This window comes from Anaerosporobacter mobilis DSM 15930 (genome assembly GCF_900142955.1).
Taxonomy (GTDB): Bacteria; Bacillota; Clostridia; order Lachnospirales; family Lachnospiraceae; genus Anaerosporobacter; species Anaerosporobacter mobilis.
Map to the genome: position 1 here is coordinate 306,436 of NZ_FRCP01000005.1, position 26,323 is coordinate 332,758.

General features: G+C 33.7%; 29 protein-coding genes. All 29 read right to left on the minus strand.

Translation table 11 applies throughout. The features are described 5' to 3' along the window. Positions 1-41 precede the first annotated feature (41 nt). A complete protein-coding gene (locus BUB90_RS01300; RefSeq protein WP_073281930.1) occupies positions 42-932 on the minus strand; it encodes a MinD/ParA family protein in 891 nt (296 codons plus the stop codon). After that, entirely contained in the window at positions 932-2,149 is a 1,218-nt protein-coding gene (flhF, locus tag BUB90_RS01305) for a flagellar biosynthesis protein FlhF (RefSeq protein WP_073281933.1), read from the minus strand. The genes BUB90_RS01300 and flhF overlap by 1 nt, the downstream gene beginning before the upstream one ends. Continuing rightward, positions 2,149-4,182 (minus strand): flagellar biosynthesis protein FlhA, encoded by a 2,034-nt coding sequence (gene flhA, locus BUB90_RS01310; RefSeq protein WP_073281935.1) that lies wholly within the window; start codon positions 4,180-4,182, stop codon positions 2,149-2,151. Before flhA ends, flhF begins: the two co-directional genes overlap by 1 nt. A gap of 17 nt (positions 4,183-4,199) precedes the next feature. Further along, positions 4,200-5,351 (minus strand): flagellar biosynthesis protein FlhB, encoded by a 1,152-nt coding sequence (gene flhB / locus BUB90_RS01315; RefSeq protein WP_242952454.1) that lies wholly within the window; start codon positions 5,349-5,351, stop codon positions 4,200-4,202. Between the two features lie 17 nt (positions 5,352-5,368). Next, positions 5,369-6,145, minus strand: a complete 777-nt coding sequence (gene fliR / locus BUB90_RS01320; protein WP_073281938.1) for a flagellar biosynthetic protein FliR — start codon at positions 6,143-6,145, stop codon at positions 5,369-5,371. 33 nt (positions 6,146-6,178) lie between these two features. Continuing rightward, on the minus strand, positions 6,179-6,448 hold the full coding sequence (gene fliQ / locus BUB90_RS01325; RefSeq protein ID WP_073281940.1) for a flagellar biosynthesis protein FliQ: 270 nt from the start codon (positions 6,446-6,448) through the stop codon (positions 6,179-6,181). 28 nt (positions 6,449-6,476) lie between these two features. Then, positions 6,477-7,325, minus strand: a complete 849-nt coding sequence (fliP, locus tag BUB90_RS01330) for a flagellar type III secretion system pore protein FliP (RefSeq protein WP_073281942.1) — start codon at positions 7,323-7,325, stop codon at positions 6,477-6,479. 11 nt (positions 7,326-7,336) lie between these two features. Then, complete coding sequence (locus tag BUB90_RS01335; RefSeq protein WP_073281945.1) at positions 7,337-7,756, minus strand: flagellar biosynthetic protein FliO; 420 nt, start codon at positions 7,754-7,756, stop codon at positions 7,337-7,339. Between the two features lie 4 nt (positions 7,757-7,760). Beyond that, entirely contained in the window at positions 7,761-8,123 is a 363-nt protein-coding gene (locus BUB90_RS01340; protein ID WP_073281947.1) for a response regulator, read from the minus strand. 28 nt (positions 8,124-8,151) lie between these two features. Next, positions 8,152-9,357: a flagellar motor switch phosphatase FliY gene (gene fliY, locus BUB90_RS01345; RefSeq protein WP_073281949.1), complete on the minus strand. Its 1,206-nt coding sequence runs from the start codon at positions 9,355-9,357 to the stop codon at positions 8,152-8,154. Positions 9,358-9,361: 4 nt separating this feature from the next. After that, positions 9,362-10,339 carry a flagellar motor switch protein FliM gene (fliM, locus tag BUB90_RS01350; protein ID WP_073281952.1) on the minus strand — a complete coding sequence of 326 codons (978 nt, stop codon included), beginning with the start codon at positions 10,337-10,339 and terminating at the stop codon, positions 9,362-9,364. A gap of 207 nt (positions 10,340-10,546) precedes the next feature. Then, positions 10,547-11,062, minus strand: coding sequence for a flagellar basal body-associated FliL family protein (locus BUB90_RS01355; RefSeq protein ID WP_073281954.1), 516 nt, complete (start codon positions 11,060-11,062; stop codon positions 10,547-10,549). Positions 11,063-11,106: 44 nt separating this feature from the next. After that, positions 11,107-11,916, minus strand: coding sequence for an OmpA/MotB family protein (locus BUB90_RS01360; RefSeq protein WP_073281956.1), 810 nt, complete (start codon positions 11,914-11,916; stop codon positions 11,107-11,109). Further along, positions 11,909-12,727, minus strand: coding sequence for a motility protein A (locus tag BUB90_RS01365; RefSeq protein ID WP_073281958.1), 819 nt, complete (start codon positions 12,725-12,727; stop codon positions 11,909-11,911). Before BUB90_RS01365 ends, BUB90_RS01360 begins: the two co-directional genes overlap by 8 nt. A gap of 78 nt (positions 12,728-12,805) precedes the next feature. Beyond that, complete coding sequence (locus BUB90_RS01370; protein ID WP_073281960.1) at positions 12,806-12,997, minus strand: flagellar FlbD family protein; 192 nt, start codon at positions 12,995-12,997, stop codon at positions 12,806-12,808. A gap of 183 nt (positions 12,998-13,180) precedes the next feature. Next, a complete protein-coding gene (locus tag BUB90_RS01375) occupies positions 13,181-14,605 on the minus strand; it encodes a flagellar hook protein FlgE (RefSeq protein WP_073281963.1) in 1,425 nt (474 codons plus the stop codon). 99 nt (positions 14,606-14,704) lie between these two features. After that, a complete protein-coding gene (locus tag BUB90_RS01380; protein ID WP_073281966.1) occupies positions 14,705-15,115 on the minus strand; it encodes a TIGR02530 family flagellar biosynthesis protein in 411 nt (136 codons plus the stop codon). A gap of 52 nt (positions 15,116-15,167) precedes the next feature. Further along, complete coding sequence (locus BUB90_RS01385) at positions 15,168-15,947, minus strand: flagellar hook capping FlgD N-terminal domain-containing protein (protein ID WP_073281968.1); 780 nt, start codon at positions 15,945-15,947, stop codon at positions 15,168-15,170. 24 nt (positions 15,948-15,971) lie between these two features. Beyond that, a complete protein-coding gene (locus BUB90_RS01390) occupies positions 15,972-17,312 on the minus strand; it encodes a flagellar hook-length control protein FliK (protein WP_073281970.1) in 1,341 nt (446 codons plus the stop codon). Positions 17,313-17,457: 145 nt separating this feature from the next. Then, positions 17,458-18,222, minus strand: a complete 765-nt coding sequence (locus tag BUB90_RS01395) for a MotE family protein (RefSeq protein ID WP_073281972.1) — start codon at positions 18,220-18,222, stop codon at positions 17,458-17,460. Positions 18,223-18,224: 2 nt separating this feature from the next. Beyond that, positions 18,225-18,686 (minus strand): flagellar export protein FliJ, encoded by a 462-nt coding sequence (gene fliJ / locus BUB90_RS01400; protein WP_073281974.1) that lies wholly within the window; start codon positions 18,684-18,686, stop codon positions 18,225-18,227. Between the two features lie 8 nt (positions 18,687-18,694). Continuing rightward, positions 18,695-19,999: a flagellar protein export ATPase FliI gene (fliI, locus tag BUB90_RS01405; protein ID WP_073282550.1), complete on the minus strand. Its 1,305-nt coding sequence runs from the start codon at positions 19,997-19,999 to the stop codon at positions 18,695-18,697. Between the two features lie 29 nt (positions 20,000-20,028). Next, positions 20,029-20,829, minus strand: coding sequence for a FliH/SctL family protein (locus BUB90_RS01410; RefSeq protein WP_073281975.1), 801 nt, complete (start codon positions 20,827-20,829; stop codon positions 20,029-20,031). Next, positions 20,822-21,838: a flagellar motor switch protein FliG gene (gene fliG, locus BUB90_RS01415; RefSeq protein WP_073281977.1), complete on the minus strand. Its 1,017-nt coding sequence runs from the start codon at positions 21,836-21,838 to the stop codon at positions 20,822-20,824. The genes BUB90_RS01410 and fliG overlap by 8 nt, the downstream gene beginning before the upstream one ends. A gap of 6 nt (positions 21,839-21,844) precedes the next feature. Next, positions 21,845-23,443 (minus strand): flagellar M-ring protein FliF C-terminal domain-containing protein, encoded by a 1,599-nt coding sequence (locus BUB90_RS01420; protein WP_073281979.1) that lies wholly within the window; start codon positions 23,441-23,443, stop codon positions 21,845-21,847. Between the two features lie 131 nt (positions 23,444-23,574). Next, positions 23,575-23,883, minus strand: a complete 309-nt coding sequence (fliE, locus tag BUB90_RS01425; protein ID WP_073281982.1) for a flagellar hook-basal body complex protein FliE — start codon at positions 23,881-23,883, stop codon at positions 23,575-23,577. A gap of 18 nt (positions 23,884-23,901) precedes the next feature. Next, positions 23,902-24,336: a flagellar basal body rod protein FlgC gene (flgC, locus tag BUB90_RS01430; protein WP_073281984.1), complete on the minus strand. Its 435-nt coding sequence runs from the start codon at positions 24,334-24,336 to the stop codon at positions 23,902-23,904. Positions 24,337-24,386: 50 nt separating this feature from the next. Next, on the minus strand, positions 24,387-24,773 hold the full coding sequence (flgB, locus tag BUB90_RS01435) for a flagellar basal body rod protein FlgB (protein WP_073281986.1): 387 nt from the start codon (positions 24,771-24,773) through the stop codon (positions 24,387-24,389). A 521-nt stretch (positions 24,774-25,294) separates the two neighbouring features. After that, a complete protein-coding gene (codY, locus tag BUB90_RS01440; protein WP_073281988.1) occupies positions 25,295-26,068 on the minus strand; it encodes a GTP-sensing pleiotropic transcriptional regulator CodY in 774 nt (257 codons plus the stop codon). Between the last annotated feature and the right edge of the window lie 255 nt (positions 26,069-26,323).

Below are 26,323 nucleotides of genomic sequence, written 5' to 3' on the forward strand. Positions count from 1 at the left end.
ACTCTTACAATTACCCCTTATTCTGATACTCTATGCTAATCTTATTTTATCTTGTTCTTTTTTAGTCTTACTAAATTCGAGAAGAGTTGCGAAATTCCTCTCTTTTGTTGCTTTTCAACAATCAATTCTTCGTTACATACTGCTATTGCAATATCAGCAATTGCCTTAGCAGCGTCTGAATTAGGATATGCTAATGTCACAGGTTTCTGTTTGATTACTGCCTTCGAAACATTCATATCGGTTGGTATTGCCCCAAGGAATTCGATGTTAAGGTGTAGAAAATTCTGAACTACTACGCTTAATTTATTGTATAACTCTCTCCCTTCCGCTATCGAAGCAACTCGATTTGGAACCATCTTTATGACCGTGTCTTCTATAGAAAACAACGAGCGTTTTGAAAGTGTTTTTAATAATGCATAGGCATCCGTGATGGAAGTCGGTTCAGGTGTAGTTACTAAGATTACTTCTGAACTAGCCGCTACGAATTCTAATACACTATCCGATATTCCAGCTCCCGTATCTACTATAATTACATCCGCTAGGTCATCTAACTCATATAACATCTTTCTCAAATCATCAAGTTGAACTCTTGTTAGATTCGCAAGCTCTTCAATTCCAGATCCACCTGATATAAAGCCAATGTTTTGTGGTCCTTCTGTAATTATTTCACGTAAAGTCTTTCCCCTGAACATTAAATCTGCCAAGTTATACTGTGGTCGAATACCTAGCATAATCTCTACATTCGCTAATCCAAAATCAGCATCTAGAATCACTACTCTTTTACCAATTTGGCTTAACTGCACAGCAAGGTTAACGGATATGCTAGTCTTACCAACTCCTCCCTTACCGCTAGTTACAGTGATTACTCTTGCCACATCGTTCTTACGCATATCTTTTTCTATCATCCTTCGTAATTCTTCCGCTTGATCCATCAATCACTGCCCCCTAACAGTTTTTTAGCAACAAATTGCGCATCGAGCCTTCCAATATCATTTGGCACATTTTGTCCCCAAGCAACATAAGATAAAGGTGAACCTGTCATCATTTTGACATTAAGGATATTACCCATGCATATCGTTTCATCAAGTTTCGTAAATATAATTCTGTAGTTTGCAATCGTAGAATACGTTTCCGTAATACGTACCAAATCTTTATATTTTGTTGTCGCACTTAATACCAAATAAATCTCCTTCATAGAGTCATCCACGGTACCTAAAAGTGCTTCTAAGTCATCTTTTTGTTCTGTATTCTTATGTGATCTTCCTGCTGTATCAATTAAAACAATATCGTAATCTTCAAATTCTTCTTTTGTCTGACTCATTTCTTCAGCAGAATAGATTACCTTTAGGGGTACTCCAAGAATATTCGCATAGATTCTTAATTGTTCAACTGCAGCAATTCGATACGTATCCGAAGTAACCAAAGCCATCTTCGTATTCTTATTCATCTTAAATCCAGAAGCAATCTTAGCGATTGTGGTAGTCTTACCTACCCCTGTAGGACCGATGAAGAACACAAATTTAGTATTCTTTTCTTCTAATTCAATGGTCTCTGGTTGTCCTAGCTTTAGCACGATTTTTTGATATATACTAGTTAACACCGTATCTACTGAGGCTCCTTTTTGTAAGGTAGCTTCAATTTCATTAATGATTTGATTGGCGTATTTTTCATCAACTTCATTGATAAGCATCTGTTTGTAGATAAGCTTAATATACTCGTTTTCATTGCTCTTATCTTCTTCAATAGATAGAGTTACATTCTCTTGCGTTGGTTTTATCTGTTTTTCAATCAAATTTTGAAGACTATCTAATCTTTTTTCAATTTCTGATGAATATGTGGACTTTACATCATCAAAAAGATTCTCCTCTTTATCTAATTGTTTCTCAATAACCTTTTTTGTTTCTGTTTGCTTATTCGAATGATTTTCGTTGATTAACTTTTGAAAAGAGGATAATAAACTATCCTCTTCATAATTAACTGTATCGTCGACAGCTGCTGTTATTTCAACTTTTGATGGTCTAAAAAACTTATATATTCCTTTCGGTTTAATAGTCTTTATATTAGTTACTATTGCATCTTTACCTAATTCTTCTTTTGCCATTAATATGGCTTCTTTCTCTGTTTCCGCTTGAAATTTCTTAATTATCACTACGATGTCACCATCCCTACTGATTGTAATTCAACATTTGTATCAATTTCACTATACGAGATTACGATCAAATCTTTAAAGTAATCGGAAGTCAATTTTTTAAAATACATGCGCACGATAGGGGACGTAATAACAATAGGATTTCTTCCCAAATTCTCAAGCTTTGATACTTCATCCCTAACAGAATTCATAATTCCCTGTGTCTTTTCTGGATCCAAGGTTAAATATGCACCTTGTTCTGTTTGCTTAACAGCGCCCATGATTTCTTGCTCGATTTGTGGATCGAGAGTAACTACACTTGTAGTTTCCCCATTTGGAAAATACTTATTTGAGATTGCTCGTTTTAGGCTCTGACGTACATATTCAGTAAGTACATCTGTATCTCTTGTTACAGCTGCATTATCTGCAAGTGTCTCAAAAATAGTAACTAAATCACGAATTGAAATTCCTTCATGCAATAAATTCTGTAGAACTTTTTGAATTTCACCAACACCAAGTTGTTTTGGAACCAACTCGGATACAAGTGTCTCATTAGCTTCTTTAACATTGTTGATAAGATTTTGAACATCTTGACGACTTAATAATTCGCTTAGATTATTCTTAACAACTTCAGTTAAATGTGTTGCAATAATTGAAGGTGGATCTACTACTGTATAACCAAGCGATTCTGCTCTCTCTCTTTGGTTTTCTGTAATCCAGATTGCAGGTAGGTGGAAAGAAGGTTCAAAAGTTGGAATTCCTGTGATTTCTTCTTCAACATATCCTGGGTTCATAGCCATATAGTGATCAAATAAAATCTCACCATCACTAACCGGAATACCCTTAATCTTGATTACATATTGATTAGGATTTAATTGTATGTTATCACGTAATCGAATGATTGGAACAACACAACCAAGTTCTAAGGCAATTTGCCTACGGATCATAACAACTCGGTCTAACAAGTCACCGCCTTGGTTAACATCAGCTAAAGGTATAATACCATAACCAAATTCCAATTCAATTGGATCAACCTGCAACAGCGCAGTAACATTCTCTGGTTTACGAATCTCATCCGCATTATCTTCTGTGGCTGCTACTTCATCTTCAATATTGCTCTCTTCAATCTTGGCATTGATCATTCTACCACATATAATAAATGCTGCACCATATGCACAGAATACAATAACATTAAGAGGAGTTGCTATTCCAAAGAATATTAATGCCCCACCAACTATATATAATACCTTTGGTATTGAAAACAATTGACTAACAAGTACTTCTGACAGATCTGCCTCTTTGGAAACCTTCGTTACCAATAGACCTGTTGCTAGAGAGATCAGTATCGAAGGTATCTGACTTACAAGACCGTCACCAATAGTAAGAATGGTATACTTTTGAAGCGCATCAGCCATTGGCATACCTTGATTCATTACACCAGTTATTAAACCACCAACAATATTGATAGCTGTAATAATTAAACCCGCTGTCGCATCTCCTTTAACGTATTTCGTAGCACCGTCCATCGCTCCGAAGAATGCAGATTCCGCTTGTAACTTCTCTCTTCTTTCTCTTGCTTCTGTGTCTGTAATTGCACCAGTATTCAGATCAGCATCAATCGCCATCTGTTTACCAGGCATGGCATCAAGTGTAAATCTTGCAGTAACTTCTGCAACTCTTTCAGAACCTTTATTGATAACCATAAACTGTACCAATATTAAGATTAAGAAAACAATTGCACCAATTACAAGGTCACCACCACCTACGAATTCACCGAATGTTCTAACCACATTACCCGGATCACCAGTAGAAAGAATTAACTTTGTTGATGATATGTTAAGCGATATACGGAATATTGTAGTAAATAACAGTACCGTTGGGAAACTTGACATATCTAATGCTTCTCTAGAAAATAGAGCATTGAATAAGATAATCATTGCTATTGCAATATTAAGTGCTAATAATACATCCAATAAAAGAGAAGGTATTGGTACAATCAAAAATACAATAGCCGCCAGGATATATAACCCAAGTACCAAATCTGACTTTTTCATTCACCTTACCTCCTAATCTAAATTTTATTTTTTATTCTATATACATAAGCTAATATCTCAGCCACCATTTGATAAAGCTCCTGAGGTATCTCTTGATCGATTTCGACATTAAAATATAACATTCTTGCAAGTGGTTTATTCTCAACAATTTCAACTTTGTTTTCTCTTGCTATATCTTTTATTTTTTGAGCCATAAAATCCGCACCTTTAGCGACTACAACAGGGGCAGAGCCCGACTCCCTATCATACTGCAATGCCACAGCAAAATGTGTTGGGTTAGTAATGACAACATCTGCATTTGGTATCGCATTCATCATTCTACGCCTTGATGCCTCTAACATCTTGGATTTGATCTTACCTTTGATATGAGGATCACCTTCGGCATTTTTCCATTCATCTTTAACTTCCTTCTTAGACATCTTCATATCTTTTTTGAATTTCATTCTTTGATAAAACAAATCAGCGAATCCAATGACTAAGAATACCGAACTAATCTGCATACCTAGTGAAATCACCATACTACCGATAACTCCAATTGCTTGGAATAGAGAAAAATCATATAAACTGAGAATTAACCCCCACTGATCTTTTAAAGTATCATAAACTAGGACTCCAATTAATATTATCTTAAGTAATGAAAACAGTAATTGTACTAACTTTTCTTTAGAAAACATCTTTTTAAATCCCTTTATCGGATCTAACTTACTTAATTTAGGCTTTAAGGGCTTTGTTGTAACTTTCCATTTAATCTGCACTTTATCAACTAAAAAACCCACAACTACACCAACCAAGAATATTGGGAGTGCAATTAAAATAATCGTTTTTATTGCATATCCAAGTAAAGACATTATGATATTCATCGACATATCATCTTCAACAACAAGTGTAATACTTCCATATATCTTCTCATATACATCAATAAATTGGTTTCCAATAGAGCCAATATAAATCTTTAGAACAAGAAATAACGCAAAAAGCATGACTGCAGTATTTAATTCGGTGCTTTTTGCTACTTGACCTTCGTCTCTCGCCTCCTTAAGTTTCTTAGGCGTAGCATCTTCAGTCTTTTCTCCGCCCTCATCATTTGCAAATAACTGCAAATTATATCGTAAGAGTGTCTTATGTTTGTATATTAAGTTCTGATTGAAATCATTCTTTTGTAAACTCAACTTCTCGTTACCTCAAATCATTCTATAAGATTCTTAACTATCATTTGAATCATGTACTTCATCTCCGAAAAGATAAAATCTGCAACTTGTGGCATAAGGCCAATAACAAAGAATAAAACAAAAAGTCCAACAAAAACTTTAAGCTGCATACCAATAACAAACATATTCATCTGAGGCGCTACTTTTGCTAGAATGCCTAGTACTATATTTACTACTAATAATGATGCAAATACTGGAAGTATAATTCGAAAACCAATAATAAAGTAATCTGTGATAAACTTTATAGCACCATCATATAATCCAGAATTAAAAACAGTATGCCCTATTGGTATTAAGTTGAACGTATCCATAATAGCTTTAATAAGATGCAAATGCATATCACTTAAAAGCATGATTAACATAACAAGATACGTATAAAAATTCGATGTTATCGTTGTCTGCATCCTTGATGTAGGATCAAATTGTGTTACCATAGAAAAACCGATCTCCATATCAATCATCTGCCCAGCAAAGGATAAAACAAAGACACACATATTGGCACTAAATCCAATTAAAATACCTGTGATTAATTCTTTGGTTACTAAAATGGCATAATCAATTATACCAACATATTCAAGCTGTATACCTTTTACAGAGCTAAAGATTACAAGTGCCATGAAAGCACTAAGTCCAATCTTAACTTTCCTAGGCACGCTATTTTGACTAAGGAAAGGTGCAGTATATACGAAACCTGAAATTCGAACTAATATTAATAAAAATACTTCTATATCTTCTACTGCTAAATCAACATTCATATTATCCTACCTAGTTATATACAGCATCTTTAATCATTTTATGTAGGTTCCGAAATTCGAAAACAATTCATAAGTAAAATCAACAATAGTTTTGAATACCCAAGAACCTGTTAACATTATTACTAAAAATATAGCTAATAATTTAGGAACAAATGTTAATGTCTGCTCCTGAATCGAGGTAATGGTTTGAAAAATACTTATAATCAAACCAACAATTAATGATACTAATAGCATCGGAGCAGAAGTTTTTATAATAACTAAAAGTGTCTCTCTCGCTATGTCAATTACTACATCTATATTCATATAAGCCTCCAAAACGAAAAACAATTAACTATCCATAGAAAGTCTTTACTACGTTTCCAATTATTAAGTTCCAACCATCGGCTAAGATAAATAACAGTATCTTAAATGGCATTGAAATTGTTGTTGGAGGTAACATCATCATACCCATAGACATTAGCGTAGATGCAACTACCATATCGATAACAATAAATGGTATATATAACAGGAATCCAATAATAAATGCGGCTCTTAACTCACTAATCATAAAAGCAGGTATCAATACAGAATTCGGTATATCATCAAGTTTATATACCGTTATATTAGCGTCACCTAAGTTGGCAATATCCATAAATAATTTAATATCTTGTGGACGATTCTTAACTTGATTAAACATAAATCCACGAATCGGTTCCATACCTTTTTTGAACGCCTCTTCTTGTGTAATTTCACCTTTGGATAAAGGTTTAATGGCTTCATTATTAACCTGTGTAAAAACCGGTCCCATTATAAATACCGTTAGAAATAATGCTAATCCAATAAGTACTTGATTTGGCGGTGTCGTTTGTGTCGCCAGAGCTGATCTAACAAAATGTAATACTACAATAATTCTTGTAAATGAAGTTACCATCAATAATAAAGAAGGCGCTATAGAAATTACAGTTAGTAATATTACTATTTGTAATGTTGATGCTACACCTGAGCCCTCTCCATTCGTAGAGAGGTTAAAATTAAAACCAAATGGTTCATCATTAGAAGTAATCGCAACATCTGATGAATCTGTCTGACTACTAGCTTTTACAGGAACAGAAAAAACTAGAATGATGGTAGACATTACAAACAAAACAACAAGTGAATTTATAATCATTTTACTAATTTTATGTTTTATCTTAGCGTTCATACTTTTAACCTCTACACATCATTCTCATCTTTTTCATTCTCTATACAATCCTTGGATTTTACATTTGTACCCAATTTAATCTTTGATAGCACTTCTTTAAAAGAAGGTGTATCCATAACACCTTCAAAGCTTTTCAATTGATCTCCATCAATATCAGTTAAATATTCAACATGATCCTTAGATACCGCAATTACAATATATTTATTTGCTATTTTAATTATCTGAAGATATTTTGTTTGACTTAATCTTAGCGTTTCTATAATTGTAATGTTATGGTTTTTGGTGGTCATTCCTGCACCAGTTTTACCTATCCACTTTGAAGTGTAATAAGCTAATACCAATATCAATACAAATACAAGTAATAATCCAAACAGTTCTGCAATATTACGTATCGTAGAACTGCCTTGGAATAAATAATTTTTTGCAATCATCTTATTAGCCTATCGCTTTTTTAACAGCTTCTAAAACTCTATCAGCTTGGAAAGGCTTAACAATAAAATCTTTTGCTCCAGTTTGGATTGATTCGATTACCATTGCTTGTTGTCCCATTGCCGAACACATAATTACATTAGACGCTGGATCCATTGCCTTAATTTTTTTAAGTGCTTGTATTCCATCCATTTCTGGCATAGTAATATCCATCATAACTAAATCTGGTTTTGTCTCATTATATTTTTCAACTGCCTTTGCACCATTTTCAGCTTCACCAGCAATTTCATAACCATTCTTTGTTAAGATATCCTTAATCATCATTCTCATAAAAGCTGCGTCGTCACAAATCAAAATTCTCTTCGCCATTTTTACCTCTCCTATCTATACTTCTCTTCTATTTAACAATCTCTGTCACTCTAATACCAAAGCACTCTTCGATTACTACAACTTCACCCTTCGCAACAAACTTACCATTAACTAAAACATCAATTGGTTCTCCAGCAAGCTTATTTAATTCTATAATTGTTCCTGGTGTGAAGTCTAAAATTTCTTTAATTGACTTATTTGTTCTACCTAGTTCTACTGTAACTTCAAGTGGAACATCCATAATCAAATCAATATTCTCTTGCCCTGGTAACTGGGCAGCATTATTATTAAACGCTTGAAATTGAGCTGGTTGAACATTTACATCTTGCATTGGCATCATTTGCCCCATTGCAGGTTGTGTGTAAGGCATCTGACCTTGATACATAGGAATCGTTCCATAACCAGGCATTGGTTGACCCATCATCGGTTGACCCATCATTGGTTGACCTCCCGTCATTGGTTGTACAGGAATAGTTTGTTGATTTAATTGTTGTTCCTGTTGTACTGGTTGCTCAACTGAACTAGCCTGTTGTTCTTCAGAATTAGATCCTGACTCCGAGAATTTCCTATATAAATCTCTCGCGAAATCAAACGGATATAATTGCATAATTTGACTATCAACCAAATCTCCTATCTCCATTTTAAATGCAACCTTAACAAAAGGTTGTTTTAAGAAATCTGATATCTCTGCCTCATTAATAGTACTGTTTAAATCAACAAGACTAGCAACTGGAGGACTAATGTCTACTTTCTTTTCAAGCATGGAGGACAATGAAGTAGCTGCAGAACCCATCATCTGGTTCATAGCTTCACCAATAGCACTAAGATGTAGTTCTGATAGTTCACCATCTACATTAATGCCTTCTCCTCCCATCATTAAATCTGTAATTATCTTCACATCTGATTCTTTAAGAATCAAGATGTTATTACCATCTAAACCTTCTTTATAAGAAATCTGAATAAACACACATGGCTTTCCAAACTCTTGTGATAGATTATCCCATGTAGAATAAGAAACAACAGGTGTTGTAATCACTACTTTATTGTTTACTAATGTAGACAAAGTTGTAGCTGCCGTCCCCATGCTTATATTTGATATCTCACCTACTGCATCTTTCTCATCTGCTGTTAAAGAATCTGATGAGCTAGAAGCCGTACCATTAGCAGAAGAATCCATGTTATCAATACTACCTAATAACGCATTGATTTCTTCTTGCGATAACATACCGTCCATATTCTTACTCCTCTCTAATAATTGATGTTAATCTTACAGCATATGTATCCGAAGATGCTCCCGGAAGTGCAGTAAATTTTTTGATGTTACCAACGAAAATATCTAGTTCATCATCGACCTTTGTATTCAGTCGAATAATATCACCTTTTTGAATATTAAGGAAATCATTTACCGATATCATACTGTTACCAAGAACCGCTTTGATTGGAATCTTAGCTTTCTCGATGGCTATCTCGATGATATCTTGATAAGTTTCATCATCCTTAACTTGCATAGTTGAATACCAATACTTTGTATTCAACTTATCTATAACTGGTTCTAAACAGTTATATGGTAAGCACACATTCATTAATCCTTCTACATTACCAATACGGATATTCATAGTAACAATTGAGGTCATTTCGCTAGGCTGAATAATCTGAGCAAACTGAGAATTTGTTTCAATTCTTTCTAGTCTTGGTTCAATATTAATTACATTTTGCCAAGGTTCTATTAATAAATTTGTACATATATTAAAAATTCTCTCAATTATTATTAACTCAATCTCTGAGAAATCTCTCGATTTTTCGAGCGGCAGTCCGTTACCACCAAGCATACGATCTACAATTGCATAACCTAAATTAGCCGCAAGCTCAATAACAACGTTTCCTTCTAATGGAGCAAAATTAATAATACCAAGCAACACTGGATTAGATAATGCATTCGAAAACTCTGAATAAGCAGCTGCCTCTGAATTCATTACTTCAACCTGAACATTCTTACGAAGATATGCAGGTAAATTCGTAGACAGTAACCTACCATAATGTTCAAATATAATCTCTAACGTTCTTAGATGTTCCTTCGAGAATTTTGATGGCCGCGCAAAATCATAATTTTTAATTTGCTTCTCGCCTGTGTCTTTAATCTCATCAGCATCTAATTCACCACTACTTAGTGCAGCAAGCAAATTGTCTATCTCATTTTGCGATAAGACGTCACCCATTATCTCTCACCTCCCAGGTGATATTTTATATTATTTCAAATTCCGCAAACAAAATCAATAGAAAATGACGGTTGTCGTAAATTTCTACATTCTTTTACATAAATAATCATAAAAATTAATTATAATTAATAATATCACATTTTTCATTTAATATAAAGCAATAAATTAGGATTCTTTCTGATACAAATGTATCATTTTTATAAAATATTATTGGTATATTAAGCTACCAAAAACAATATCTTGTACTACTTTATCACCATATTTATCATTTAACATCTGAATAATGTTTGCTTTTATAGTATCTTCATTAGCTTTTGCCTCATCAATTGTATAACTTGTAAACCCTTTTCTTATAGTATCATAGATACCATCTTTGGATTCATCTATATTCTTTTTAACCTTTTCATAATCAGAAACACCATTATATAAAGTTAATGAAATTTTTGAAACAACAGCGTATCTCTCTTTTGATGAATCTGTATCTTTCTTTAAATTAATAATTATTTCTTCCTCTAAAGCATAATTGTCTAAGTCATCTGATGTAATTATCTTTTCGTTCCCATTTTGCGCTTCTAAGTCTAGATTAATGATTTCTGATACTTGATTAATTAAATTATTAGTTTTACTTACATTAGGTACTACTGAGAATACAATTACAGCAGACAGAACCAAATTTACAATTGATAATGCTAAAATAACGATGGTTAATATATTTCTTTTCATAAGTTGTCACTCCCTATTTTTTTGTATAGTACTGAGTTAATAAGCTATTTGCTCAACTCATTGTATATCTTTATCTCGACACGTCTGTTCTTTGCACGACCTTCCGGTGTATCATTAGAAGCAATTGGATCAAATTCGCTTCGCCCTGAAGCTTCTAGTGTAGAAGGATCCAAACCTTTCTTGTCCGTCAGATAATTCCATACTGATATCGCTCTTGCTGCTGATAGATCCATATTATCAGCAAATTTAATGTTAGTGGTTATTGGTGCATTATCCGTGTGACCTTCTATTTTAATCAAACAATCACTATATTCATTCAATATATCTCCGATTTTATTAAGTATTGGCAATGCTTCTTGTTTTATCTCTGCTATACCTGAATCAAAGAGAACGGATCCACCAATGGACAACTTAATATACTGATTATGACCATCAATCTTAACATCAACTTTTTGATCAATCTTATATTTTTCAGTCAACTCTGTAATCTCATCATACATTTCTTCAGATAATTCTTTTCTTTGCTCTTCTAGATACTTCATAGGGTCTGTCTCATCTGAATCCACTTCTTCCTCTGCTTCATAACCCATCTCGGAAACATAACTATCTAATTTATTCAGCTGACTAACACCACTTGATATTAATTGCCCTTCGCCAATAGCTGAACCTCCACCACTGAAGATACTAAAGGAACTATTAAGGGAAGCTAATAATTGATCGTATTTATCTTCATCAACTGAAGACATTGAGAAAAGTAAAACGAAGAAACAAAGCAATAGATTCATCAAATCACTAAATGTATTCATCCAAGCAGGAGAACCCTTTGGTGGATCATCTTGCCTTTTTCTAGCCATTTACTTCACCACCTTCATTTTCTTCACTCATACCGCTTCTCATAACTGGAGGAAGGAATGATTTTAATTTCTCTTCAATAACACGAGGATTTTCACCAGCTTGTATTGATAACAATCCTTCTACCATAACTTCTTTTGTCATTATTTCAGTGTCATTATTCGATTTTAACTTAGTTGCAATCGGTGTACAAATCCAGTTTGCAAGCATGGAACCATATAAGGTAGTGATAAGGGCTACTGCCATTGAAGGACCGATCGAATCAGGATCATTCATTTGCTTTAACATATTAATCAGACCAATTAAGGTACCAATCATACCCCAAGCAGGACCCATTGTTGCAAGATCTTCCCAAAAGGATATTGTCTTTTTATGTCTTCCTTCTATGGAAATTAATTCGGTTTCCAAGATACTTCGTACAAGTTCTGGATCAGTACCATCGACAATTAATAAAATTCCTTTTTTCAAAAAAGAATCTTCAATTCCATTAGCTGCTTCCTCAAGAGCAAGCAACCCTTCTTTTCTAGCAACATTAGACAACTCAATAATAGTTGTAATTGTTTCTGCTTCATTGGAAGGTAATGTTTTTAATGCTAATTTGAAACTCTTTAAATTATTAAAGAACTCTTTTGTACTCTTTGAAGCTGTATAAACAGCCATAAAAGAACCACCAAACGTAATTAATACAGAAGGATAGTTAATAAAACTACCTAATTTGTAAAAATCAAAGCCTAATGTATCCTCATTGAAAACAATTCCGAATATAACTAATATAAAACTTAGTATCAATCCACCTATAGTTGCCATATCCATAGCTCCACCGCCTATTCTATGTATTTTAATCTATATCAAAAGTTTATACTTTTTAAACTCTATTGTTCAAAGCTAAAATCAAATCGCATTACCATAAATTTGTTTTTTAAAATTTATTACTAGTTTTTTAATTTGTTCCATATTCTCAGAAACAATAAACTTCTTCCCATTAGTCAAGGTAATTACTGTGTCTGGTGTTTCCTCTACGGTTTCAATTAAATCACAATTAATAGAAAACCTCGCTCCGTTCAGTCTCGTAACTTCGATCATAATCTTCCTCCTTGTTATGTTATCAATGATATAGTAAATCCTGCTTCTACATTGTAAGGAAGCAGGACTTACTTATCATGTAAATATGATTCTTCCTTGAATCTTTACCGTTCATTAAAACTTGTAGTTATTCTATTCCTTGCATGAAGTTTAATAACTAATCAAATAATACCGCTAATTTTATTATCTCTTAAGATTGATCAACTCATCTAATAACGTATCCGAAGTAGTAATAATTCTTGAATTTGCCTGGAAACCTCTTTGAGTTGTAATCATGTTTGTAAACTCAGATGACAAATCTACATTAGACATTTCAAGTACACCAGTTGAGAATTTACCACCATCTTCTGAAACGTCCTTACCTTTACCATCAAACTCACCAGAGTTTTGAGTTGCAGCGAACAAACTACCACCAATCGACTCTAAACCTGCTGGATTAGCAAAATTAGCTACAGCTATTTGTCCAAGCAATTTGCTTGTCCCATTATCATAAGAACCATAGATTTTACCATCAGTTTGTATACTAATACCAGATAAGTTACCAACTTTCTTTCCAGCACCTGTGTTTTCAAGACTTCCTTTGCTTGAAGAGATACTACAAGCTCCAGTTGTTGAGTATTGAGTGATGGAAGATAAGTCGTATTTAATTACACCTTCTTTACCAAACAAGGTAACTTTTCCTGTTGTATCGGAGGCTGCTGTAATTTTCATGTCAAGTGTCTTTATTGGTGCGGCTGCCGTACCTGTGCTTGTTGAAATAAATGCACCTGTATTCGCATCAAATTTAACAATTGCTGATGTACCTGTACCTGTAATTTTACCAGTTGCATCTATCGTGTAATTATCACCACCAAAAGTAACACCTGTCATCAAAGCACTCGTAACCGCTTTACCATCTTTGTCTGTAATACCTGCAAGTGTCATTTTGTATTGATTTTCATCCTTTGTAGCTGCTGTATCCTTTTCCAGCTTAATTTTTGCCGTATATGCATTACCTAAATTATCATAAAATTCAGATGAAATAATATAACCATCCCCAGTAAGATTACTATCTGTTTTATCTATATTACCTTTCAAAGTAACATCAGTAGTAGCCTCTGGAGGTGTTGTAGAATTCTCTGGTGTTTGTATTGCTATCTTATTCACGGTGTCTTGTTTAATCTTATTAGGATCAGCAGGATCTGGTGACCAACCCATTACATAATATCCTGATTCTGTAGCAAGATATCCAGAACCATCAATTGTGAAGGAACCGTTCTTTGTGAAATAATTTCCGTTTCCATTATTAACAACAAAGAATGCGTTTCCTGTAATCATAATATCGGTAGCGTTATCCGTTCTTTGTGCTCCACCTTGTGTAGACATGGAAGCTGAGATTGACGACAATGTAGTTCCTAAACCAATTTGCTTCGCATTCATACCTGCCATACCAGTTAGTGCATTGGCACCACTGGCACTTTGTGTTGTTTGATAGAAAACGTCTGAAAATTGTACTGTACTTGCTTTAAAACCTATTGTATTAACGTTAGCGATATTGTTACCAATAACGTCCATTTTTGTCTGGTGGACTTTAAGTCCTGATACCCCAGAATAAAGTGATCTCATCATAATGCATATCCTCCTATTATATAGCACGTTACGCAATTTGTTATCCCAATAACTTTATCTGTCATTCAAAAGTTATAAGCCTCCTATAAGGTCCGGCCTCTATGCTATAACCGCGCCATCAATGTTTGTAAATACTTTGCTTTCATTTTCGTCTATCGCTGTTACTACTGTACTACTAGGAACATTCACTATGAACGCCATGTTGTCTATCATAACAAGTGATTCCTTAATACCTTTTTGTTGAGCTTTACGTGTACCATCTTCCAAACGTTGTAAAACCTCACCAGACAAATCTATATTTCTACTCTCTAATCTTTGATTTGCATGTTTTGAGAATTTTAAAGATGTTTCCGTTTTTTCTTCTAGCCCTTGTTGATGTTTGGTTTGGAATAATTCTTTAAACGAAAGGGCTGTTTCTGTCTTCGGTTTTTCATGTGTTGTTTTACGATTTTGAAGAAACTGACCCGTCATTTGCTCAATCGACGTATATTGACTGTTTCTGATATCCATATCTTATCACCTCACACAGAGAAAAGTTCCTTCTCTTCTCCACCCATACCTGTTACTTAGTTGCATCACCCTCGTTTTTATCACCATCAGTTGTCCCACCGTCAGAATCTTCTTCTACAGGTTTATTGACAACTGTTACTGTTACCTTGTTACTAATCGTTGTTTCATATGAGTTATTGAAGCTTATTGAAATCCTATAAGTACCTTCTTCTAATTCATCAAAAGCTTCTTTCTTAATTGTTAATTTATCATCTTTAATAGTAATATACTTTTCACTGATTTCCTTACCATCAATTGTTACTATCGCTTTTGAAGCTGAATGTTCACCGAATCCTAGACTTATCTTGATATCTGCATCTTTCGGATCTGCTATATTGTACGTAATTTTTGTATCAGCTACCTGTGGCAATTGATTCATATAATCACTGTTAATTACCGTATCTAACTGATCAGCTGGATATAAATTACCACCAATTGAGAAATATGCTTTTCCATTCGTAACAGTGACAAAGTCTACCGTACCACTATAGTACGATGTACTACCATTACTATCAACCGCCTTCATAATTACATCTTTTCCAACTAAGCCAAATGATTGAGAATTTGTCATCGTTGTTCCAAGATTCTGTAACTGTTCCAATTGTGAAAACGTTGCTAATTGCGCAACAAACTCAGTGTCAGATGAAGGATTTAATGGATCTTGGTACTTCATCTGTGTTACTAGTAACTGTAGGAATGCATCTTTACCCAAAGAGTTGTTTGACGAATCCGAATTTACAGTTGATGTTTTTTTAATTACACCATCGGTTATTGTTCCTATTAGATCTGACATAGCCCTACCTCCTTTTTGAATTTTCTATGCACTATAATCGACACTGTTTCCATTTTGGCTCATAATATCAATCTTCATTGCATCTTCTTCTGTTATATCATCGTCAAGCAGATCAAGATCAGCTAAATTAATATTTTTCTTTTTACCAGAAGATTTTTGTTGTTCTTTACTTCCTTCAGACATGTTGTCTTGCGAAAAAGGCGAATTTGAAACTAAAACTTCTACAGCATCAACTTTCAAACCTTGATTCGTAAAATTTTCTTTTAGCGTCTGCATTTGACTTTCCAATGCTTCTTTCGCTATTTCATTTTGAACAGTAAATTGAGCTGTTAATAGCCCGTTTTTTTCAGCTACTACTAAATTTACTTTACCTAAACTTTCAGGATTTAGATTCATCTCCATACTTGTCTGGTCAGGTTTAATAATTACCTTGATTTGTTCCACTACTTGATTCGCAATATCTCTCAACTGTTGAATCTGAACAAGTTCATTACCAAAACTCTCTACTGTATTAACTTTAGTAACATTATTAAGAATCGTATTAAGGTTTGCATGTTCAACGGAAGCATCTTGGTTTTGCTTTTTAGAACTTGAAGAATCCGCATCAGAATCAGTGGTGTGTTTTTGCACTTCAACCTTAATATTTTGATTCTCCACAGTCGACTTTTGATTTAAAGTTTCTTGATTATCAACTACATTTTCTTCTGAATCATCACTAACAGCTGTAGTTACCATTGCTTCTTCTGCAGGAACCTCTTCTGCATTGTTAAGGTTCAAGTTCTCAAGATACAAAGCTATATCTTCAGTAGTTAATCCTATTTCTTCCAAATTAACTTGTCCAATTTGCTCAACTAATTGACTAAATTGGTCAGACAAAAGTTGGTCAGTTAACATCTGGGTAGGATCACTTAAACCATTTGCCTCCATGAAAACTTGAGCTAAATTACTAGGTTCTAATAACTGAAGATAGTTTAATCCCAAGGTTGACATAATAACTTCTAATTGTTCTTCTGTGATTTCAAGATTATCCATTATTATGTTTTTAACTTCTGTCGTCAATTGATTTAATTTGTCCTCAATCGGGTTTTTATCATTGCTTACATTGTTTGTAGTTTCTGTTAAATCCGACTTTTTTGTTTCATTAACCGTCTTTTTACTATCATCGTTATTAGCCGTTTTATTGTTACTCTGACTAACTACAGAAGATTTTTTTTCAACGGTCTGACTATTGTTATTTTCTTCTCTTGATTGTAAATTACTATCCATAATACCTTGAAAGTCAGTATTCTTTCCAGTATTTACTTTAGAACCAGCTTGGTAACTTGTAATAGTTGGTATCTGTGATATTACTTCATTTGCTTTCATGTTTTTCCTCCTTTCATAATAATAATCTATATCTAAAACTTATATTGTTATTAATCATTTGTAACCATTCAGAATCTTTAAGAAAAAGTAAGTCAAGCAAGCAGTATTTCTGAATAGTTACAATAATACAAGTCTTAGTACCAATTTAATTTTCGTCAAGCGTTGAAAGACGTTTAACAACTTTTGCATTAAACAATGGGTCCATCTCGTCCATAATCGTAGCACTTTGCGCTGGTTTCATTGCCTTCAATATTTTACATACTAACTTAATATCACCAGTCATCTCTTGCATTGTTTGTGCAGCCACTTTCGGATCCATCTTAGCAAAGCGATCTGCTTGCGCCTGGATTAGCTCATCTGCGGCAAGTTGTTCTATCACTTGTCTATAAATCTCTTCAGCATTAGCTGGATCTATTCCTTCATAAAACTTCTTATATTCTTCGATATCTGGTGCTTGTTCCGCGAATACTACTTCTTCATTAAATTCTTTAAGTTTCTTCTCGTACTCTAATTGATTATCTTCAAACACTTGTAATCTTGCGACTTCAGCCTGTAAATCTAGAATTGTACTATCATTTGTACTATTAGAACTTTGAGTAGATTCTAGCTGTCTCTCAAGTTCCTTAATTTTAGCGTTTGCCTTCGCAATATCGCTATATTCATAATCATTCTCTTCCGCTAATAGTTCATCAGATACATCTGGTAATATCTTATTAATAATAGGTACATCTTTCAGAATTGGACGTAATACCCCTGATCCAAAACCTCCAACATCGAATTTTACTAATAAAGCAAAAATAGCAAGCCAAATTAGGACTATAAGTACAGCTATAAGTACTGTAACAATTCGATTTCCACCTTTTTCTTCACTATCCAGTTCCATCTCATTTCTATTTTTGTTTTTCGCCATACTTAATCTTCCTCACTACTTACCGTATTATTGTTATATTTGAAACTTACTAATTCATCAATTTCCTTACTCTCTATGGAATTTAACTCATTCTTAAATTCTTCAAACTCATTCTCTTTCAACTTTTCATGAGTCTTACGATCAACCATAATTTCGGTTAGTTTTACTCTTGCAGCTTCTAATTCATTCTCTGCACGTTTTACCATAAGCATCTGAATTTTAATCTTGTACTTCATGGTTTCAACTGCGTCTTCATACCATTTGATATCTTGAATGTTTAGCACAGATTGCATCTGCATCTTTAATTCTTGTTGATATTTCTGTTTTTTTATGTTTAGATCTTCTAATTTCTTCTCTTCTTTGGTTAATTTATGTCTTGCTATAGAAAATACTGTTTTCTGTTGCTCTTCTAATTTATACTTAATATCAAGTATATTTTGCATTGTATATATGAACTTGGCCACCTTATCACCTATTCTTCAAATATATTCTCTAATAAAGAGACAACTTCATCAAAATCAAATTTTTCATCAACATCCTGTCTCAGGAACGCATTCACTTCTTCAATTTTTTCAATTGCATAATCAATATTCTTATTAGAACCACTCTTGTAGGCACCAATATTAATCAAATCTTCTGCTTCACTATAAGTGGCAAGAACACTTTTCAATTTACTTGCATTCGTTTTATGTTCCTTTTTCGCAACAGAACTCATAACACGCGAAATACTTTGTAATATATCTATTGCAGGATAATGATTCTTGTGTCCGAGTTTTCTAGACAGCATAATATGGCCATCTAAAATACCTCTGGCTGTATCCGTGATTGGTTCATTGAAATCATCACCATCAACTAGGACAGTATATAATCCAGTAATGGATCCAACTTCAGAATTACCAGCCCGCTCAAGTAATTTTGGCATCTCTGCATATACACTTGGTGGATACCCTCGAGATACAGGAGGCTCACCAGACGCCAAACCAATTTCTCTTTGAGCCATAGAAAAACGAGTAAGAGAATCCATCATAAGTAGAACATCTTTCCCTTGATCTCTAAAATACTCCGCTATTGCGGTTGCTGTCTTTGCAGCTTTATTACGAATTAATGCCGGCTTATCAGAAGTTGCAACAACTACTATTGACCTTCGCATACCTTCCTCACCCAAGTCCCGTTCAATGAATTCACGTACTTCTCTACCACGCTCTCCAATAAGAGCAATAACATTAATATCCGCTTTTGTGTTTCTCGCAAACATACCAAGCAATGTACTTTTACCAACACCACTACCTGCGAATATTCCGATTCTTTGCCCTTTACCAACTGTAATTAATCCATCAACCGCCTTAACACCGAGAGGTAAAACTGAATCAATTATCTTTCTCTTTAATGGATCAGGTGGCTCTGCCACAACAGGGTAAGACGAACTTGAATGTAACGCAGACCCATCGATAGGATTTCCTAGGCCATCTAATGTTTTTCCAAGTAACTCATCACCAACTTGAACTTGCAACGGTTGATGGGTACTTTCTACCATACTTCCAATTCCTACTCCTTCGACATTGCCATATGGCATTAATAGAATTCTATTATCTTTAAACCCTACTACTTCCGCCATAATCTTCTGCGTTTTGTCTTGCGAGGTAATCACACACAAATCATTCAGATTAGCACTTGGACCAATCGATTCAATTGTAAGACCAACAACCTTAACAACTTTACCAAGCCTACGCTCGTACTTTTTGTCAAGTAATTCTGTGTATTTATTAAAGTCTATCACACTCAACTGATTACCTGCTTTCTTCTATTCTATATACCCGCTAAAAAACGCAGGTCTGTGATTAGATTTTCTAATTGAACATCTAAACTGCAATCAATTACACTTGTGTCTGTTTCAATAAAGCATTGAGATTTCTCAAGTTTGTTATCTATTACAATCTCAACAATTGCATTTTCTTTTAATAACGACTTAACCACATCAACTCTGTTCTTTACATACTCATAATCTTCTCTTGATACACGAATACAATAATTTTCATCATTTTCATTATCTTCAAGAGCTTTTTGAATTAGATGTAAAATTACAGATTTATGTTCAGACGAAACAATTCCTGTTAACTTTCCTAAAAGCTTAACTACCAGATTGGTATATTGAGGCTCAATGCTTTGTATTATCCTTTGTTGTTCTCTTGCATTATCTCCAATCTGATTTTTTAGATCTTCTTGCAATTTAGACACTTCATCTTTACCATCTTGGTAACCTTGTTGGAATCCAGCAGTTTTTGATTCCTCAAATATCTGTTCTGCTTCTTCTTTCGCATCTTGAATAATACGTTTTGCTTCTTCATTTGCTTTATTAATAATGCCTTCCGCTTCTCTAGTAATAAGCTCGAAATCAGGTTGTTCTACCTGGTTTATAGGCACAGCTTGAAGACCTGGAACGAAACCGTCCAAGCCCCCTTCAGTCTCAGCTGTTTGTGTGGTTTTGATAATTTCTAAATTCTCAAAGCCTAGCGGTTTAAAAAAAGGAAGTTTGGAGTCAGAGTCGATAACAATTTTTTCTTCTTTATCATAATTCACATAATTGAATTTAATTAAGTTACTAGACAACGATCTCGTCACCTCCGCCTCTAGAGATTATAATTTCACCAGAGTCTTCTAATTTACGAATAATATTAACTATTTTCTGCTGTGCTTCTTCAACATCCTTCATACGAATAGGTCCCATGAAATCCATATCCTCTTTTATCATTGCAGATAAACGTTTTGATAAGTTATTAAAGATAACTGTTTGAACTTCTTCATTAGAACCTTTAAGCGCAACAGCAAGTTCATTATTATCAACTTCTCTAAGAACTCTCTGAATAGACTTATCATCAAGAGAAAGAATATCTTCGAATACGAACATTTTTCTTCTAATTTCATCAGCAAGTTCTGGTTCTTCGATTTCAAGAGTTTCCATGATATGTTTTTCTGTACCACGATCAACAGTATTCAAGATATCTACGATAGAATCCACACCACCAACGATTGTATAATCTTGATTTACAAGTGATGATAACTTTCTTTCCAATACTTTTTCCACCTCTTTGATTACATCCGGCGATGTACGATCCATCTGTGCAATACGTTTAGCAACATCTGCTTGTTTATCCGGAGCAAGCGAGGATATAATTGCTGCCGATTGTGAAGAAGAAAGGTATGACAAGATTAACGCAATGGTTTGAGGATGCTCGTCTTGAATAAAGTTCAACAACTGACTTGCATCCGTCTTTCGAATAAATTCAAACGGACGTACTTGTAGACTCGCCGTAAGTTTACCAATAACATCTCTTGCTTTCTCCGCACCAAGCGCTTTTTCAAGAAGTTCCTTAGCGTAACCAATACCACCTTCAGCGATATATTGTTGTGCAAGACAGATTTCATAGAATTCATCTAATACGTCATCTTTCACAGTTTGCGATATGCTTCGTGTATTGGCAATTTCAAGCGTAAGTTGTTCTATCTCATCTTCTTTTAAGTGCTTAAATATATTAGCTGACTTCTCTGGTCCCAATGCAATTAGTAAAATTGCAGCTTTTTGAACACCTGAAATATCAGAGTTTTTCTGTGTTGCCATATAAGGTCACCCCCAATCATCGTTGAGCCAGTTTCTAAGCAATTGTGCAACCGCTTCTGGATTCTCGTCGACGAATTTCTCTATCATCTTTCTAGTCTCAGATTTCTCACTAAATTCTATATCTTCAAGAGTCTGATTCTCTTTCGTAGTAGCTAATAACTGTTCAACAGATAATTCCGGCTCTTGTTCAGTAACTTCAACCGGCGCAGTTCCTTTGAACACAACGAACAATAATAATGCAACAATTAATACGAATAAAATAATTGCTAGATAATTAGTTGCACTAGATGTACCCTTTTCTGTAGCTTGGAATACTGGAACTTCAAAAGCTTGCACGCTTATAGATTTTGAAGAAATACCAGTAGTATTCGCAACAGTAGTGATTGTATCTTCATCAATTTCTAACTTAGTTCTTGTATTATTAGCCTTAACATATTCATCAAAAGTCATGTCACCAAGAACACCTTGTTTTTTAAGATCTTCTTCTTTATACACAACATATTTTGTGAGTATAATTGCAATCGAAGATTCTTCCGGAACAATCGCACCTACTTCTTTCTTCGTATTAGTAGATCTTTCATTAGGAAGATATTCAATAGTTGATGTCTTAGTTTCGGAGTCTGAATTAGAGGAATCCTGTGTAAGGTAATCCGTTCCGTCATTCGAATCTGTTCCAGGAACACCACCCGAAGTATTTGTTCCTGTTGTTTCATAGTTGTAACTTGATTTGTAAACACCTTGCTCTTGTCCTTCCGCAGGTGTATATTCATTTTGCAATTCTTCTACAACATCCATATCAAGTTTTAGATTCAATCCGATTTCAGCGTCATCATAACCAAGCTTTAACATCATCATATATATTGAGTTAGAAATTGTAGCATTCAACTTTTCTTTATATTCTAAATTCGTTTTAAAATTACCAACAGAATACAAATCACTTGTCCCATTATATAAGACATCTCCATTTTGATTTGTAACTTTAATCTTTTCTGTAGATTGATTTCCAATCGCAGATGCAACCATCATCGCTATTGCTTCCGCTGAACTTGCACTAAACTCATCATTAACAGTCAATAATACGCTTGCTGGTTTTTCCTTCTCATCTTCAAAAATTGTATATGAACTAGCATTATCACCTATGTATACAACTGCATCTTTCACACCTGTCATATTCGAACGGATGGTTCTTGCAATATCATCTTGAAGATAAATCGTAGCCTTTAAATCTCTCTCACTTTGTGTTGTCGTAATACTTGTATTAAACAAGTCTTCCTTTGTCATACCAGTTGTCATAATATCTTCAGAACCAAGTTTCAAAAGAGCATCTGTGTATCTTTTCTCATCAACATATATCGTTAAGCCATTATCTGATTCACGGTGCGGAATTCCCTCGTCTTCAAGTAAAGTTACAACTTCATTTGCTTGTTTTGTATTCTCACAACTCGTCAATTCCTTCCATGATGTACGAGAAAGCATATAAACTAGAATAACAATCGTCAAAAACACAGCTAGTACAACACTTATAATCAGCGTTTTTTGTTTGCTTGTAAATTTGTTCCACGTTTCAAGCAACGTGGTAGGTATCTTTTTTAATCTTTCTACCATTGTAACGCTCCTCTAATCACCCTTACCTAATACAACTCACTAAGCAATTTTGGGTTATTTCTTTTGCTTTGTATATTGTAAAAAATCTATTCTGCAAAATATACACTGCAAGATACTTCTTATATCTCTAACTAAAACTGCATATTCATAATTTCTTTATAGGCTTCTAATACTTTATCTCTCACAGCTACTGTGAATTGTAAAGAGGTGTTGGCTTTTGTCTGAGCTACCATCAAATCTAGCGCACTATCCGAATAGCCTAATGAATATTTGATTGCCTCTTCTTCTGCCTTATTTGTTAACGTGTCTGTCTCATTAACCATATTTAATGCAGACTGAAATAAACTCTCAAAACCTGTACCATTATTTGTTTTTTTTACAGCTCCATTATATGTATTATCTAGTATACTTGATATATTTTTAATAGATTCTATATTCATTCTGTACTCCTCTTAATATTATTTCCCAATTTCTAAAGCTTTAGATTCCATTGCTTTTGCACCATTAAAACAAGTAATATTTGCTTCATAAGCACGACTTGAATCAATAAGATTTGTCATTTCTGTTACCGTGTCCACGTTAGGATAACTTACATAACCATCTTGATCAGCGTCTGGATGAGCGGGATCATAAACTTTCCTCATCGGTGTTTGTGTATCCTCTACTATTTTTGTAACTTTAACTCCATTGCTAGAAGCTAAAACATTCTGTAAAACTCCACTAAAACTTCTGGTATCTTTTTCAGCAAAAACTACCGTTTTTCTAACATATGGTTTCCCATCAGCGCCACGAGTTGTATTTACATTCGCAATATTTTGCGAAATAATATCCGTTCTCAATTGTTGCGCTGTCATTCCACTTGCACTCACGTTCATTGCATTAAATAACGACATGCTATTCCTCCATACTAGTTATATTTTATCTATTCTTATCCGTGTTAAATTTACTTGCCCATTGCTATTTTAATCGCACTAAATCCTCGATTCATATAATCCACTAATGTATTATACTTTAACTGGCTTTGTGCATAATAAGAACTTTCTGTTGATATATCTACATTGTTACCATCTGAGCGATAACTTAAATTCGCATTATCTGTATATACCTGAGCATTTAATCTTGCTAAATCCATGGAAGCTATTTTCGAATCTAGACTTCCACCGCCAGACATCTGTGCTGCTAATAAGGATTCAAATTTAACATCCTGTCTCTTGTAATTTGGTGTATCTACATTTGCAATATTATTTGCTATAACTGTACTTCTCATCTTACTTGCAGCAGCAGCTTGTCCAGTTACATTAATATAATTATACGCATCTGATAATATCATTCTCTCACACTTCCTTTCAAAGGATCTTCAAAATAATCATTCCTATAATAATTATATTGATTTTTGTCAAAAAAACAAGTTTTATTTCTTTATAGCACAATTCTTTTCTTTTCATCAATTCTCTAAAAAATGTTGAATTTAAGCCATTTACAACCAATAATAGAATAATTTGAATTTCTAAGGGCAAAGTAAATAGGATTATTTTACTATCTAAAAATCAGATAAATATACAATAATTTTTATATTTCGATTAATAATTTCCGTGTATTTTGTCAATATTTTACATATAGTAATTTATTTTGTTTGTTTTCATTGTTAATATAGATTGCAAGCACTCGTTAATAATTATAAAAGACAAAAAAGTAATATAAGAAACCGAATTATTTTTTCCACAAATACCCAATCGAATAACATCAAAAAAAGAATCTGCAACGTGTGCAAATTCTTTTCATAATTGAGTTCGAAAAAATGATACACAACATACCAGTAAGAATTCTTCGAATTTTCAACCTTCCTACTTACTATTTGTATTTCAATTTTTTTAATTCATCAAATACAACATCATTAAGGACCTTAATATATGTTCCTTTCATGCCCGATGATCTCGATTCAATAACACCTGCACTTTCGAACTTACGAAGCGCATTAACAATAACGGATCTTGTAATACCAACTCTATCCGCAATTTTGCTTGCTACTAGAATTCCTTCATTTCCATCCAACTCTTCAAAAATATGTGTTATTGCTTCTAACTCTGAGAAAGATAATGTACTAATCGCAGATTTCACGATCTGTACTTTCCTATGTTCTTCTGCATTTTCTTCATTTACCGAACGCATCATCTCTAACCCAACAACTGTAGTACCATACTCACTAAGAATAATATCGTCTATTATATACTGTGCATTATTCTTGTATATGAATAATGTTCCCAAACGCTCCCCTGCAATTTCAATTGGAGTAATCATCGCCTGGCAATCATTAATATTATCGAATTCAAAACCAAGTGTTAGAAGATTCACATTTTCTTTTGTTGAAAGAATATTTAGCAAACGTTCATTCAAAAGTTTATCAATGTGACCTCCTACACTATCTTTAATAAGCTCTTTGATTTCACTAATATCACTACGATTTTTAATTCCTAGAACTTTACCCTTTTTACTAATTACCAATATGTTAGATTCAAGAATTTCACTAAGCACATCACAAATATCATTAAATACTACTTTATGAGAATTATTATTGTGAAGAAGCTTGTTAATCTTTCTTGTCTTATCTAATAATTGCACGCTCATATTGTCAGCCCTCCTGCTTTTTGTTACATAAACTCAACATTACTAACATCACGCACTTACTTATATATAGAATAACTATATAATTTTCTGCAAATAAAAGATATCTTCTTATATTTAAACAATAGACCCCCAATACGAGAAGACTTCAGTATTTAAACATACCATTTGCAAAATATTTCTTGATAGACCAAGTTTATCATACATTTTGAATAAAAACAATAGTTGTTTGACAATTATAGCACAAATCTCATAAAT

Bases quoted from the DNA above. Each gene is read 5' to 3' on its own strand.
- BUB90_RS01300 (WP_073281930.1), bottom strand. From the start codon at position 932: ATGGATCAAGCGGAAGAATTACGAAGGATGATAGAAAAAGATATGCGT.
- flhA (WP_073281935.1), bottom strand. From the start codon at position 4,182: ATGAAAAAGTCAGATTTGGTACTTGGGTTATATATCCTGGCGGCTATT.
- fliR (WP_073281938.1), bottom strand. From the start codon at position 6,145: ATGAATGTTGATTTAGCAGTAGAAGATATAGAAGTATTTTTATTAATA.
- fliQ (WP_073281940.1), bottom strand. From the start codon at position 6,448: ATGAATATAGATGTAGTAATTGACATAGCGAGAGAGACACTTTTAGTT.
- fliP (WP_073281942.1), bottom strand. From the start codon at position 7,325: ATGAACGCTAAGATAAAACATAAAATTAGTAAAATGATTATAAATTCA.
- BUB90_RS01335 (WP_073281945.1), bottom strand. From the start codon at position 7,756: ATGATTGCAAAAAATTATTTATTCCAAGGCAGTTCTACGATACGTAAT.
- BUB90_RS01340 (WP_073281947.1), bottom strand. From the start codon at position 8,123: ATGGCGAAGAGAATTTTGATTTGTGACGACGCAGCTTTTATGAGAATG.
- fliY (WP_073281949.1), bottom strand. From the start codon at position 9,357: ATGGACGGTATGTTATCGCAAGAAGAAATCAATGCGTTATTAGGTAGT.
- fliM (WP_073281952.1), bottom strand. From the start codon at position 10,339: ATGGGTGACGTCTTATCGCAAAATGAGATAGACAATTTGCTTGCTGCA.
- BUB90_RS01355 (WP_073281954.1), bottom strand. From the start codon at position 11,062: ATGAAAAGAAATATATTAACCATCGTTATTTTAGCATTATCAATTGTA.
- BUB90_RS01360 (WP_073281956.1), bottom strand. From the start codon at position 11,916: ATGGCTAGAAAAAGGCAAGATGATCCACCAAAGGGTTCTCCTGCTTGG.
- BUB90_RS01365 (WP_073281958.1), bottom strand. From the start codon at position 12,727: ATGGATATGGCAACTATAGGTGGATTGATACTAAGTTTTATATTAGTT.
- BUB90_RS01370 (WP_073281960.1), bottom strand. From the start codon at position 12,997: ATGATCGAAGTTACGAGACTGAACGGAGCGAGGTTTTCTATTAATTGT.
- BUB90_RS01375 (WP_073281963.1), bottom strand. From the start codon at position 14,605: ATGATGAGATCACTTTATTCTGGGGTATCAGGACTTAAAGTCCACCAG.
- BUB90_RS01380 (WP_073281966.1), bottom strand. From the start codon at position 15,115: ATGGATATCAGAAACAGTCAATATACGTCGATTGAGCAAATGACGGGT.
- BUB90_RS01385 (WP_073281968.1), bottom strand. From the start codon at position 15,947: ATGTCAGATCTAATAGGAACAATAACCGATGGTGTAATTAAAAAAACA.
- BUB90_RS01390 (WP_073281970.1), bottom strand. From the start codon at position 17,312: ATGAAAGCAAATGAAGTAATATCACAGATACCAACTATTACAAGTTAC.
- BUB90_RS01395 (WP_073281972.1), bottom strand. From the start codon at position 18,222: ATGGCGAAAAACAAAAATAGAAATGAGATGGAACTGGATAGTGAAGAA.
- fliG (WP_073281977.1), bottom strand. From the start codon at position 21,838: ATGGCAACACAGAAAAACTCTGATATTTCAGGTGTTCAAAAAGCTGCA.
- BUB90_RS01420 (WP_073281979.1), bottom strand. From the start codon at position 23,443: ATGGTAGAAAGATTAAAAAAGATACCTACCACGTTGCTTGAAACGTGG.
- fliE (WP_073281982.1), bottom strand. From the start codon at position 23,883: ATGAATATAGAATCTATTAAAAATATATCAAGTATACTAGATAATACA.
- flgC (WP_073281984.1), bottom strand. From the start codon at position 24,336: ATGTCGTTATTTAATGCAATGAACGTGAGTGCAAGTGGAATGACAGCG.
- flgB (WP_073281986.1), bottom strand. From the start codon at position 24,773: ATGATATTATCAGATGCGTATAATTATATTAATGTAACTGGACAAGCT.
- codY (WP_073281988.1), bottom strand. From the start codon at position 26,068: ATGAGCGTGCAATTATTAGATAAGACAAGAAAGATTAACAAGCTTCTT.